Annotated in this window: 13 protein-coding genes; 11 read left to right on the plus strand and 2 right to left on the minus strand. The window is 33.5% G+C overall.

The genetic code is table 11. The annotated features are described in order from the left end of the window. Position 1 precedes the first annotated feature (1 nt). From uppS to murI, 5 genes are all read left to right on the plus strand, one after another. Positions 2 to 742, plus strand: a complete 741-nt coding sequence (gene uppS / locus AAYQ05_RS10165; protein WP_343543142.1) for an undecaprenyl pyrophosphate synthase — start codon at positions 2 to 4, stop codon at positions 740 to 742. Continuing rightward, positions 675 to 3,422: a BamA/OMP85 family outer membrane protein gene (locus AAYQ05_RS10170; protein WP_343543091.1), complete on the plus strand. Its 2,748-nt coding sequence runs from the start codon at positions 675 to 677 to the stop codon at positions 3,420 to 3,422. The genes uppS and AAYQ05_RS10170 overlap by 68 nt, the downstream gene beginning before the upstream one ends. A 42-nt stretch (positions 3,423 to 3,464) precedes the next feature. Further along, complete coding sequence (locus AAYQ05_RS10175) at positions 3,465 to 4,502, plus strand: OmpH/Skp family outer membrane protein (protein ID WP_343543092.1); 1,038 nt, start codon at positions 3,465 to 3,467, stop codon at positions 4,500 to 4,502. A 14-nt stretch (positions 4,503 to 4,516) separates the two neighbouring features. Then, positions 4,517 to 5,020, plus strand: coding sequence for an OmpH/Skp family outer membrane protein (locus AAYQ05_RS10180; protein ID WP_170830271.1), 504 nt, complete (start codon positions 4,517 to 4,519; stop codon positions 5,018 to 5,020). A gap of 149 nt (positions 5,021 to 5,169) precedes the next feature. Then, entirely contained in the window at positions 5,170 to 5,946 is a 777-nt protein-coding gene (gene murI / locus AAYQ05_RS10185; RefSeq protein WP_177210904.1) for a glutamate racemase, read from the plus strand. Between the two features lie 4 nt (positions 5,947 to 5,950). On the opposite strand, the gene bamG is transcribed toward murI, so the two are convergent. Continuing rightward, positions 5,951 to 7,186 carry a BamG family beta-barrel-assembly machinery protein gene (gene bamG / locus AAYQ05_RS10190; protein WP_343543094.1) on the minus strand — a complete coding sequence of 412 codons (1,236 nt, stop codon included), beginning with the start codon at positions 7,184 to 7,186 and terminating at the stop codon, positions 5,951 to 5,953. Further along, positions 7,187 to 8,512, minus strand: a complete 1,326-nt coding sequence (locus AAYQ05_RS10195; protein ID WP_343543096.1) for a DUF4270 family protein — start codon at positions 8,510 to 8,512, stop codon at positions 7,187 to 7,189. It abuts the gene before it with no gap. A 231-nt stretch (positions 8,513 to 8,743) separates the two neighbouring features. On the opposite strand from AAYQ05_RS10195, the gene AAYQ05_RS10200 reads away from it, so the two are divergent. The 6 genes from AAYQ05_RS10200 (at position 8,744) to AAYQ05_RS10225 (ending at position 13,586) form a co-directional block, all read left to right on the plus strand. Beyond that, entirely contained in the window at positions 8,744 to 9,586 is an 843-nt protein-coding gene (locus AAYQ05_RS10200) for a DUF6268 family outer membrane beta-barrel protein (RefSeq protein WP_343543097.1), read from the plus strand. 14 nt (positions 9,587 to 9,600) lie between these two features. Then, positions 9,601 to 10,608 carry a Kelch repeat-containing protein gene (locus AAYQ05_RS10205; RefSeq protein WP_343543098.1) on the plus strand — a complete coding sequence of 336 codons (1,008 nt, stop codon included), beginning with the start codon at positions 9,601 to 9,603 and terminating at the stop codon, positions 10,606 to 10,608. Continuing rightward, complete coding sequence (locus AAYQ05_RS10210) at positions 10,598 to 10,927, plus strand: DUF4907 domain-containing protein (protein ID WP_343543099.1); 330 nt, start codon at positions 10,598 to 10,600, stop codon at positions 10,925 to 10,927. Before AAYQ05_RS10205 ends, AAYQ05_RS10210 begins: the two co-directional genes overlap by 11 nt. Continuing rightward, the gene (locus tag AAYQ05_RS10215) at positions 10,928 to 12,043 is read left to right on the plus strand and encodes a sensor histidine kinase (protein ID WP_343543101.1); all 1,116 of its coding nucleotides are present in this window, start codon (positions 10,928 to 10,930) and stop codon (positions 12,041 to 12,043) included. 11 nt (positions 12,044 to 12,054) lie between these two features. After that, positions 12,055 to 12,765, plus strand: a complete 711-nt coding sequence (locus AAYQ05_RS10220; protein WP_343543103.1) for a dioxygenase family protein — start codon at positions 12,055 to 12,057, stop codon at positions 12,763 to 12,765. A gap of 107 nt (positions 12,766 to 12,872) precedes the next feature. After that, complete coding sequence (locus tag AAYQ05_RS10225) at positions 12,873 to 13,586, plus strand: LytR/AlgR family response regulator transcription factor (protein ID WP_343543104.1); 714 nt, start codon at positions 12,873 to 12,875, stop codon at positions 13,584 to 13,586. Positions 13,587 to 13,599 lie beyond the last annotated feature (13 nt).

Raw genomic sequence — 13,599 nt, forward strand, 5'->3', positions numbered from 1 at the left:
AATGAATTTAATAGAATCAATAGATCACAAAAACTTACCTAAACACCTTGCCATTATCATGGACGGCAACGGACGCTGGGCAAAACAACAAGGCTTCCTGCGTGCATTTGGCCATGAAAATGGAACAAAATCTGTAAAAGAAATAATCAAAACCTCGGCTAAACTTGGAATTGAGTATTTAACTTTATACGCTTTTTCTACAGAAAACTGGAATCGTCCTAAACTGGAGGTGCAGGCATTAATGAAAATATTGATTAATTCATTAAAAAAAGAACTTGTAACCCTTGAAGAAAACAATATCAGACTTAATGCAATTGGAAATCTTGATAAATTACCAAAAACAGCCCAAAAAGAACTTTTGGATGTTATGGAAAAAACCAAAAACAATACTCGTTTAACTCTTACCCTCGCTTTAAGTTATGGCTCCAGAGAGGAACTGGTAAATGCTGTAAAGTCAATTAGTGATAAAGTTAAAAATAATATAATTTCAATAGACACTATTGACGATTCAATTATAAATGAGCATCTTTACACGCAAAATTTACCAGACGTAGATTTATTAATACGAACAAGTGGAGAACATAGAATAAGTAATTTTTTGCTGTGGCAGATTGCCTATGCAGAATTGTATTTTACTAATGTCTTGTGGCCAGACTTTAAAGACCAAGATTTATATGAGGCTATTATTAGTTATCAAAAAAGAGAACGTAGATTTGGAAAAACCAGTGAACAAATTAAATAATTTTTTAGTGTTGCAAAAAAAAATACAAATAGTCCTTACCCTTTTACTTTTGGGTAGTTTTTCACAAATTAAAGCACAAGAAAGAGTTCCTTTTGATCAAGGGAAAAAATATATTCTAGCTAAAGTTTCTGTTGTTGGTAAAATAAGCTTCAATGAACAAACGGTTGTAACCTTTTCAGGACTTCAGAAAGGACAAGAGATAACTGTACCTGGAGAAGAAATCAGTAGCGCAATTAAAAAATTAGGAAAACTGGGGCTTTTTGATGAAATCGCTTTCTATGTTAATAAAGTAGAAAATGACAGTATCTATTTAGACCTAGATATCGTCGAACTTCCTAAATTAAACGAGGTTAAAATTGTTGGTGTTAAGAAAAGCAAAGTTGAAGCCTTAATTAAGGATAACAACTTGACAAAGAATAAAATTGTCAACGAAAACTTAATTACTACGACTAAGAATTACATCGAAAATAAATACAAAAAAGAAGGTTTTTATAACACTAAAGTTACAATCACCAATACTCCTGATACTATAAACGGGCATCAAGTTAATATGCTTGTCAGGATAGACAAGGGAGACAAAGTAAAAATCAGTAGCATTGACTTCACTGGAAACAAACAACTCACAGACACTCAGTTGCGAGGTGCAATGAAAGACACAAAACAGAAAAACTTCATTCGCGTATTTAAAGCATCGAAATTTATTCCAGAAAAATATAAAACTGACTTAGAAAAAGTAATCGCAGCCTATAAAGAAAAAGGGTATCGCGATGCTCGTATTATTTATGATTCTGTACAATATAATAAGAAGAAAAATACACTTGCTATTAAAATTGATGTAGAAGAAGGAAACAAATATTACTTCGGAAACATTAAATTCTTAGGTAATACAGTTTACTCAGATCAGCTTTTAAGCCGTTATTTGGGAATCAAAAAAGGAGAAACTTATAACGGAGTTTTACTTGAAAAAAGAATTGCCGATAAGTCTAAACCAGACGCAGAAGATATTACCAACTTATACCAAAACAACGGTTATTTGTTCTCAAACATTAATGCTGTAGAGGTAAAAACAGTTAATGACACTATCGATTTTGAGATTAGAGTTACAGAAGGTCCTATCGCTTATTTCAACAAAATTACGGTTGTTGGAAACGATAAAACAAACGACCATGTTATTTACCGAGAGTTAAGAACAAAACCAGGCGAAAAATATAGCAAAGAACAATTAGTTAGAACGATTCGTGAGATTGGACAATTAGGTTTCTTTGATCCTGAGGCAATCGATCCTAAATTTAAAAATGTTGATGCTGGAGCAGGAACAGTTGATATTGAATACAATGTAGTAGAAAAAGGATCTAGCCAGGTTGAGCTTCAAGGAGGTTACGGAGGTGGTGGTTTCATTGGAACATTGGGACTTTCGTTTAACAACTTCTCAGCGCGTAAAATATTTGATAAAGAAGCTTATAAGCCTTTACCAATGGGAGACGGACAAAAAGTCTCGCTTCGTTTGCAAGGAAGTACATATTTCCAAACCTATAGTTTATCTTTCTCAGAGCCATGGTTTGGAGGAAAGAAACCCGTACAGTTTAGTTCATCTATTTCATACAGTAAGCAATTTCTTAACAATTACATCACGAGAACTGTTGATAAAAGCAAAAGTTTTAATATTTTTACAATCCAAGTTGGTTTAGCAAAAAGACTAACCGTGCCAGATGACTACTTCGTATTATCACAGTCTGTAAGTTATCAGCACTACGACTTGAACAATTATAATACAGGTTTGTTTACTTTTGGTGATGGGGCATCAAGAAACCTAGCTTATACAATCGGTCTTTCAAGAAGCAATAAAGGGGTAAACCCAATATTCCCGACGTATGGTTCTGAATTTAGTATTTCGGCAAAAGTTACACCTCCATATTCATTATTTAATGGAATTGATTATGGTGATTTACATAACCAAAAAGATTATAAAACACAATACACAGGAACATCTGGAAGTGGTGTAGATGGAAAACCACTTAACAATGGTGACTATGTAAAAACAGAGACCGTAAATGGGCAAACTGGTTATGTAAGTGTTGGATCTGATTATTCAAGCGCTGATACAGATGTAGCAAAAGTCGATCAGAAAAAATACAACTGGTTAGAATACTATAAAATTAAATTTAAAGGAGATTGGTATACTAAAGTTTATGGAAAATTAGTATTAAGAACACTTACCGAATTTGGTTTCTTAGGGGCTTATAACCAAGAAAGAGGTGTAATTCCGTTTGAGCGTTTTTACTTAGGAGGTGATGGTATGGCACAATACTCAATGGATGGTAGAGAGACAATTCAGTTGAGAGGTTATCCAAACAACTCTTTGACTCCTGTAAATGCAAATGGTGATGCAATTGGAGCAACAATTTACAACAAATTCTCTATGGAATTACGTTACCCAATTACATTAAAAGCATCGGCTTCTATTTTTGCCTTAACGTTCTTAGAAGCAGGTTCATCTTATCCAACGTTCAAAGATTACAACCCATTTGATTTAAATCGTTCTGCTGGAGCTGGTTTACGTGTATTCATGCCTGCATTTGGATTATTGGGTATTGACTTTGGTTACGGATTTGATGCTCTTCCAGGGCAAACAAAAGCTAATGGATGGGAAACACACTTTATTATTGGACAACAATTTTAGTGAAATAACGTTTGGTTAAAAATCATCAAATAAAGTTATGTTATGAGAAAACAATTTTTATTTATATTTTTAGCCTTGATTGTAGCAAATACAAGTCAGGCGCAAGGTAAGACTACTCGAATTGGCTACATCGACATGGAATATATTTTAGAAAATGTTTCCGACTATAAAGAAGCTAAATCACAATTAGAGCAAAAAGCTCAAAAGTGGAAACAAGAAGTTGAGGCCAAAAAATTAAATATAAATAATTTGAAAGAAAGCTTAAAAACAGAAAAAGCTTTACTTACAAAAGAATTAATAGAAGAAAGAGAAACAGAAATTAAGTTTCTTGAACAAGAAATGATGGATTATCAGCAGAAACAATTTGGTTCTGATGGAAATCTAATGAGACAGAAAGCAGCTTTGGCAAAACCTATACAAGACCAGGTTTTTACAGCTGTGCAAGATATCGCAGAAGCAAAAAATTATGATTTTGTTTTTGATAAATCATCAGATCTTACCATGCTTTTCAGCAATAAAAGATTTGATATCAGCGATCAGGTTTTAAGAATTTTAAACCGTACTGAAAAACGTGAGCAGTTAAGTAAAAAACAACTGAAAGAACAGGAAGCTAAAGAAAACATTGAGAACGCAATTGATGAAAATCCAGCAATGGCCGATCGACAAAAAGCACTAGATGAAAAAAGAGCTGCTAGAGAAAAACTGATCCAAGACCGAAAGCTAGAGCAAGATGCTAAGAGGAAAGAATATGAAGACAGAAGAAAAGCTCTACAAGAAGAAAGAGATGCTAAAAAAAATGGCACGGTTTCTGGAACAGCCTCACCAGCAACAGTAGCTCCTGCTGCTGCAACGGATGCTGCTAAAACTAGCTCGACTGCTAAAACTACAGCGCCAACATCAACTGGAGAAACTCCAGCTACTGAGCAGCCGGCAATGACGAAAGCAGAGGAAAGACAATTACTTTACGAACAGCGTAAAAAAGAATTGGAAGAAAGAAGAAAGAAGATTTTAGAAGAAAGAGAAGCGGCTAAAAAAGCAAAAGAAGCCGAAACACAAAAAACAAATACGACCAATAATTAATTAATATTTTAAAAATGATGAAACAAATCAAAACTTTACTAATTGCTGCAATTCTTATTTTAGGAGCAAGTAACACAATGAACGCGCAAGCGAAGGTAGCTCATGTTGATGTAAGCGAGATCATGTCTAAAATGCCTGCTATGCTAGATGCTCAAAATCAACTGCAAAAATTAAGTGGTACATATGATGCTGAATACAAAAAAATGGTTGACGAATATCAAGTAAAAATTAAAAAGTACGAAGCTGAAGCTGCAACTGTAACAGATGCTGTAAACGGTGAGCGTTCTAAAGAAGTTCAAGATATGCAAAAGAGAATTGTTGATTACAGAGACAATGCTCAAAAAGAATTGCAACAAAAAGAAACAGATATCGTAAAACCATTAATGGAAAAAGTTAGAGCTTCTATCCAAAAAGTTGGAAAAGCTAAAGGTTTCCAATACGTTTTAGACGGTTCTACTTTATTATTAGCTGATGGTCCAAACATCACTGCTGATGTTAAAAAAGATTTAGGATTCTAAGAAATTAAATCTCATAATTTAAACTGCTCAATTTATATAATTTGAGCAGTTTTTTTTTACAAAAAATTAAAGCTAATCTTTGGTATTATTTCAAGATTTCACTTAACTTAGAATATCGAATTTTTATTAAAAAATAGTAAATTTGCTTTATGACAAACAATAATCCTATAGGCGTTTTTGATTCTGGTATTGGCGGAACTTCCATTTGGAGCGCCATTCATGACCTTCTTCCAAATGAAAAAACCATTTATCTGGCTGACAGTAAAAATGCGCCATATGGTCAAAGAAGTAAAGATGAAATTGTTGCATTAAGCAAAAAAAATGTAGAGTTTTTACTAGAGAATAACTGCAAACTAATTGTTGTTGCCTGTAATACAGCTACAACAAATGCTATAGTAGAACTACGTGCAGATTATGATATTCCGTTTGTTGGAATTGAACCTGCCATTAAGCCTGCCGCAAACAATTCTCAAACTCAGGTTATTGGAATTCTAGCTACAAAGGGAACGCTAAACAGTGAGTTGTTTAATAAAACTGCCGAGATGTTTCATAACACAAAAATCATAGAGCAGGTTGGACACGGACTTGTACAGCTGATTGAAGATGGCAATTTGCACTCACCAGAAATGACACAATTGTTAGAGTCATACCTTCAGCCAATGATTGAAGCTAATATTGACTACTTGGTATTAGGATGCAGCCACTACCCTTATCTAATTCCTCAGATAAAAAAAATTCTCCCAGATCATATTAAAATAATAGACTCAGGAGAAGCTGTTGCGCGCCAAACTAAAAATCTACTTAAAGACAAAGTTGGCTTTTCTGAAAGTACAGATATTGACCCAGTATTTTATGTCAATTCTGACCCAAAAGTTTTAGAGTCAATTTTAGAGTATAAATATCCGGTAATCAAAAAAGACTTTTAAAGCATTATTCAAACTTTCGCTTGACGAACCAAATTCCGTCCAACGATAGATTAAGTGATATTTTGTGGTAGTTTTCTTTTATTAGATCATTTGCAATTCTGCCTTTCTGTCCGTAAGAATAAGAAATATTAAGTGATGAAAATGTATTTTCTATTGGAAGATTTAGTCCAAAAGAAATAGATGCGCTATTGACACGCTGTTTGTCAATTTCCAGATAGCCATTATCAAAGTTTATACCTGCAGCATAACCTACCCTATCCCAATATTTCCTAACATTCTTTTTAGTGCTATAGGTAACTCCTAATGCAAAACGATCTTGATTTACAAATTCACCATAAAGATCGGATTGGTTTGTATTACTCCAGAAGCTTTTTTCATAATCTAAAGTTACACTCAAATTATTTTTAAATCGTTTACTTGCTCCAAAACCAATTTCTAGCGGCATATAATAATCGTCTGTATCTGAAGCTTTATTGGTTTCAATAGAAGATTCTACTTCATCTGCAATACTTGTTACAGATTGTACTTTGGAAGCATTTATTCTTGTTGGAACTTTAAACGTTGTTCCAATTGTAAATGTAGAATCTATTTTAAACTGGGCTCCTAATGTTGCACGAACGCCTCTATAATCTGTTTGCTTATGAACAGTGGTAATAGCATTTGAAATCAAGAAAGCACGATCATCAACGGTGTTTCCAAAAAGTACCGTTCCAGTTGCTCCTACTGTTAATTTTTTTCCAAATCGATATCCGTATGAAAAATCTAGATTGTTTAAACCTCCAGATCCTTGTGCCGTAACGTAATAATATTCCTGACTATCGGCAATTGGAAGTTTTAAATTTGAGATTTTAAATACCGAACTTGAATATGGGCGAAGCGCCAAACTAAAGCCAGAGTTTTTTGTGACTGGAAAAGCAAAAGCCAAATGAGAAAACTGAAAATTATTTCGCTTTTCTGTACGATTACTGCTCTGATATGTTGTCGCAATTGCTTTTCCTCCAATATCAAAAAGAAAATGATTTTGATACATAAATCCTAAAGAAGCTGGATTTAAATTATTGATAAAAGTATCTGAAGGTAAAGCAATTCCAGAGCCACCAATTGAAGGCAAATAGCCAAAATCTGAGTCATACAGACTTCCTAAACCATAAAGCGAATATGGAGAACTTGAAATACTTTGAGAAAACGAAGTCAGCGACATTAAAAGGAAGCAGCTCCATAAAACAATTTTATTTTTCATTTAATAAGAGATGTAATAAATTTTCAGCTGAATTTTATTGTTGAAATGTTTTTGATCACCCAGAACGATTCTGTTTACAGATTGTGCAATTCCAGGCAGTGTCAAAATAAGCGATGATCTTGAATCAGATTGTTTTAGCATTTCCTTTTGAAGAAAGGCTCCGACCGAAATTGAATATGCTACATTTTCGTTAAATTCATCACTGCTTTTACTCAGCCTTCCATAAACCGAAGCGCCAGCAGCATTGACAAGAGTTCCGCTTATTCTATTTAAATTATCTCCCACATAAACAGTTAGCGAATCAGCCAAAGGATATTTTTCTGAATAAGTATTATTAACTGGTTTAAGAACTAATTCTGCATCGACAATAGCGCCGTTTGCCGAAATATTCTTAAACTGTTTTATATTTGGAAAATCGACCCGACAAGCAACACCTGTTCCAGATTGTATAAATCCTTGGTTGTTGACTAGTGTACTTGGTAATGTACCGGTAGATACGGGGAGATTTTGCAGGATCGTTCCTGTTTTGTCGAGCGAAATAGAATTAAACTGTTTAGAAGTGTCTAAAATCGAAAAATCGATTATATATGGCGTTTCATTATCTGTCTGATACTTCGAGTAATACAACCGAACCTTACTTTCCGAAACACTAAATCCGATAACATTGGACGAACTTGAATTTTCGGGAACCAATACAAATCCTTTGAGATATTCTGTAAAACTATCAAAATCTGTAACTTCTCTTTTCTTTATTTTTTGAAAAAGAGCTTCTCCAAATTCTTTACTCATTTGAATATTGATAGAATCTTTTTCCTTTGGCCTTGGTTTAAATGATATTGAACCCAAATTTTCCGAGCTGTAAGTCAGCGTCGAATTATTATAGAAATTATTATCCTCTTTATTTGGCTTAACTTTTTGAGTTAATCTGTGAATATTAAACGTCTGAACTTTTGTCGTATCTCCATAAAAGTACCTATCATACTTAAGAATCATAGAAATAGAATCAAAAACATAATTTGTAGATTCGGTATCTGATCCAACACTGTTTAATGCATAAATATCTGTAGAAACCTGAAAATAGCTATCCGATTTTACTTTTCCGAAAATGGGATCATCATAATTTCCTATCAGGATTCTACCTCGGCTAGAAGTTGCCAATGAATCAAAATTAATCGTTGACATATTGACTGTCATCGTATCAATCAAAATCACTTTATTACTCAAAGCCAAATAATCAGACCCAACAGTAAATTCTCCAGTATCTGTATCTGTACCACATGAAAATAAGGTTAGTACAAAAAGTAGCATCAATATAAACTTGCGCATAATTTAATTTTTGGGCAAATATAAATTGTGCTCCTTGGCAACACACTATAACATATACTACCGCGCTTTTTTAAGCTACAGACTGTACAAAACAATCTATAATCTAAGTTCTATTCTAAAATCTTAATTCGACCTTAAAAACAACGATTTTGTCTATCAAAACACGTCATATATATATCTTCTTTTTTTTAAGAGCGTCATCCGTCTAATTTTGAGCCAATAAAATAAATAATGAAAGTAAGGTTTTTAGTTTGTTCTCTTTTTTTGATTTCATTTTTAGGTTTAAAAGCTCAGGAGAATTTTAGCGCTGCTATAAATTTTAAAACCGAGCCGACAGAAAAGATAAATTTTAATGAAACAAACATTGCTATTTTTTATCAGAAAAAATTAGGCGCAAAAAGCAAAATAGCAAACACGCTAGAATATTCTAATTTGAAGGTGAATTACGAATTAAATCCCTATAATTTTTATTCAGATGAGGATAAGTTCAACCAAGTTCAAAACAAATTTGAGTATTCATCTGAAATAGAAGAAAAAACAAAATGGAGGTTTTCTATAATTCCAACAGCGAATTTTCAGAGCAAACTAGATTTTTCTGTTATTACTGTTTTAGGAAATTTAGAAATAAGCCAGCGGCTAAGTTCAAAAGTAAATGTAATAATTGGAGCGGGACGTACCTCTATTTTCGGAGCTCCGAAAATTACACCGATTGCAGCTTTTGATTATAAAATGAATGAGAGAATCGATTTTAGAATCGGATTCCCAAATTCGAGAATTTCTTATTCTAATAATGATCGAAACAAATTTAGTCTGACGAATAATTTTAATGGAAACTTTTATCACCTAGACAAAACGGTTGATGCAGATAACAAAGCTGCAAAAGTAGTTTTATCGCAAATGACTTCGGCATTAGAATATGAAAGAAATGTTGCAGGCAATTGGTTTTTAAATTTTAAAGCAGGTTACGATTTCAACAAAAAATACAAATTACTAGACAGCGATGACCATAAAATATACGACTATAATACCGGAAATGGTTACGTTTTAGGAATAGGGATAAAATACAAACAATAAATATTAAATACACTATGATTAATCTAAAAAAAGGAATTTTATTCACAGCGCTTTTTTCGAGCCTCTTTTTTATAAGCTGCAGCAATGATAATGATGACGATGATTTGGTAGGAAACTGGATTAAAAAATCAGCCTTTGATGGCCCTGCAAGATCTAGTGCTACAAGTTTCGTTATCGGGGATTATGCTTATGTAGTCGGCGGTTATACTGGCGATGTTTATTTGAAAGATTTGTGGGTTTACAATTCAACTGGAGATTATTGGGAACAGAAAGCTGATTTTGGCGGTGTTGGAAGAAGTTCTGCTTCTAGTTTCGCATTAAACGACAAAGGATATGTAGGTCTTGGTTATGACGGAACAAACAAACTGAAAGATTTTTATCAATATGACCCGTCTGCAAATAGCTGGACACAAAAAACAGATTTTGCTGGAACAGCGCGTTATGCTGCCGTAGGTTTTCAGGTTGGCGGTAAAGCCTATTTTGGAACAGGTTATGACGGAAATTATTTGAAAGATTTTTATCAGTATGATGACCAAGCAAATACTTGGACTCTAGTAAATGGTTTCAGTGGAAATAAAAGACGTAACGCGACTGTTTTTACAATTGCAGACAAGGCTTACTTGGTGACTGGTGTAAACAATGGCGTATATCAGGAAGATTTCTGGGAATTTGATCCAACAACAGATGTTTGGACAAGAAAACGTGATATTGACAAAGACACAGACGACGATTACAGCTACAACGACGATTATGCTATTGTACGTTCTAATGCATCAAGCTTTTCTATGAATGGTTTAGGATATGTTGTAGGAGGCGAAAACGTAAAAACAGTTTGGGAATACAACCCAACAACCGACTTATGGACAGAAAGAACTCCAATGGAAGGAGCTACAAGAACCGATGCAGTTGGTTTTGCCATCAATAATCGCGGATTCTATATGTTAGGCCGAATTGGCTCTACTTACTTTGACGATGCATGGGAATTTAAACCATTAGACGAACAAAGTGACGATGATAACTAATATTAAAAAAGTCTTCTGGAGCACTATCCAGAAGATTTTAATCGTTTTTGCACTTATTTTACTTTTTACTGCTTGCACAAAAAAAGAAGCTTTAACAACAGCCTCTTTTAAAACAAATTCAGGATGGGGCTACACAGTAGCCTACAAAGAAAAAATTTTAATTAAACAGTCTATCATTCCCGTAATAAGCGATACTAAAAGCTTTAAAACAGAAAACGATGCTCTAAAAGTTGCTGATCTTGTAAAGCAGAAACTCAAAGAAAACTTATCTCCTACGGTAACCAAAAATGAATTAATTTTATTAAAAATAAAATTGTAAATGCAAATCGATACCATTAAAAATACAGGCTACAACAAAATACTATTTCATTTTATGATATGGATTTTCTTTATTTTGACTTCTCTAATTCAATTTTACGAAAGCCCATTTAAACTCGACAACGATTTTTATGCCCAATGGCTTTCTGGAATTTTATTGTTTTATCTTAACTATTTTTATTTGGTTCCAAATTATCTACTGCAAAAAAAATATTGGGTCTATGGCACATTTGCTATTGGTCTGATAGTCCTATTTATGGCAATAAGGCTAAACTATTTTATTCCTGAATTTAGACATTTAAGGCCCGAAAAAATGATGCATTCTGAAACCATTATTCGTGACCCCCATTTTTTCCCAAAAGGCGACAGAATGCATCACAGAATAGAAATGAGACAGCCGTTTTTTTTTAAAATTGCCCCTTCATTTTTCTATATCCTAATTATTACGGTTTCTGCAATTATTAGAACATTAACTGAATTTTATAACAATCAGCAAAACAAACTGATTGCCGAAACACACCGAACAAATACCGAATTGATCTATTTGCGCAAACAAACCAACCCGCATTTTTTATTTAATTCTTTAAACAGTATTTATTCGCTGGCACACAAAAAATCTGATTTGGTCCCTGATGCCATCGTAACCTTGTCTGAGCTTATGCGCTATATGCTCTACGAGACAGACAATAAAACGGTGGCTTTAGAAAAAGAGGTCAATTATATCCAGAATTATATTGAATTGCAAAAACTGCGATTAAACAATATTGAAGACATTATAATCAATGTTCACGGTGATACTAAAAACAAGTTTATTGAACCTTTGCTGTTGATTTCTTTTGTTGAAAATGCCTTTAAATATGGAACTGATTATAAAGGCGCCGCTCACGTAAAGATCAAGATTCTTATTACAGATCATAATCTTGACTTTTGGATCGAAAATACGATTGAAAACTATGTAAAAGACCCTGAAAACTCAGGAATTGGATTGGTAAACATTCAAAGCCGCCTTGACCTTCTTTATCCAAACGCACACGAACTGACCATTACTCAGGATAATGAATATTACCGAGTTCATTTAAATTTAAAGTTAGACGAAATTAAAACCGCAATACATTAAAAAAACCGATTATGGACAGAAAAAAATTCATCCGAAATGGTATTTTGGGCATTGCATCATTGGCAACTGCTTCAAAATTTTTAGAATCTTGTTCTAAAAGCGATAATGACGAAACTGATACAAGCAATTCTGGAGACGGAAGCTGTACTGTTTCTCCATCTGAAACAAAAGGTCCGTTCCCGATTAAAACGCCAAGTCAGCTGGTTTTAGAAAACATCAAGTCTGACCGTATTGGAATTGCGCTATTGATTAATTTAAAAATTGAAAATAAAAAGAATAATTGCGAACCTCTTTCGGGAGTTTTAGTAGACATCTGGCATTGTGACAAAGACGGAAATTATTCTGAATATGGAGGCACGCAAATGCAGCAGACCGATTATACCTCTGTTCATTTCCTGAGAGGTAGACAGACTTCAAACGCAAACGGAGAAGTTTCTTTTATCTCCATTTATCCAGGCTGGTACCAAGGAAGAGCCCCGCATGTGCATGTTGAAGTTTTATCGAGTGCAGGAACTTCTTTACTTGTAACTCAGATCGCATTCCCAGAAACTATTTCGAGTCAGGTTTACTCCAGCACCAATTATGTGGCACACGGACAAGCAGATACTGCAAATGCAAAAGACAATGTATTTGCCGACAGCTTATCTGAGGAACTTGCTACGCTTACAGGAAACTTAACGGATGGTTATACGCTTACAAAAACAATAACCGTTAACGCATAATGTTGATTTGTAAAAACCAGTATTTTATGAAAATTTTAAAACTTAATTTACTGGTTTCAAACTACTTTTGACTGCAAAATAAATTTTCAAAAACTAATTTAGAAAAGATGAAATGTGTAATTATTGATGACGAACCTTTGGCTGTAGAACTTTTACAGGATTTTGTCAAAAAAGTAGACACTCTTGAATTAATAAACACTTTCAATAATGCTATTGATGCCGTTTCGTTTATCAATCAGAATAATGTCGATTTGATTTTTCTTGATATTCAAATGCCTCATTTTTCAGGAATTGATTTTTTAAATACCATAGAAAAAAAGCCCCTAGTAATTTTTACAACGGCTTATTCTGATTATGCTGTAGAAGGATTTAATCTTGGTGCAGTAGATTATTTAGTGAAACCAATTCCGTTTCATCGATTTCTAAAAGCAGTTGTTAGAGCACAGCAGGTTTTACAGCCTGTTACAACTCAAACACTTGCTGAAAACAACAATGCTCCAGAAATCGACCAAGATTTTATGTTTGTTCGAGCTGAATATGAAAATGTGAAATTAAATTTTGCTGATATTCTTTTTATTGAAGGCCTTAAAGATTATGTCAAAATTTACACTACAGACAATAAATTTACGCTGACGTTAATCAGTTTAATCAAACTTGAAAATTTACTTTCGAGCAAAGGTTTTGCTAGAATTCACAGATCGTATATTATCAATATCAAACACGTTAAATCAATTCAGAAAAACAAGGTATTAATAAGCGATAAAAGAGTTCCAATCAGCGAAAGCTATAAAAATACTTTCTTCGAAAAAATCAACCTTTAGTTTATGAAATTCC

It is taken from the genome of Flavobacterium movens (assembly GCF_039581425.1).
Taxonomy (GTDB): Bacteria; Bacteroidota; Bacteroidia; order Flavobacteriales; family Flavobacteriaceae; genus Flavobacterium; species Flavobacterium luteolum.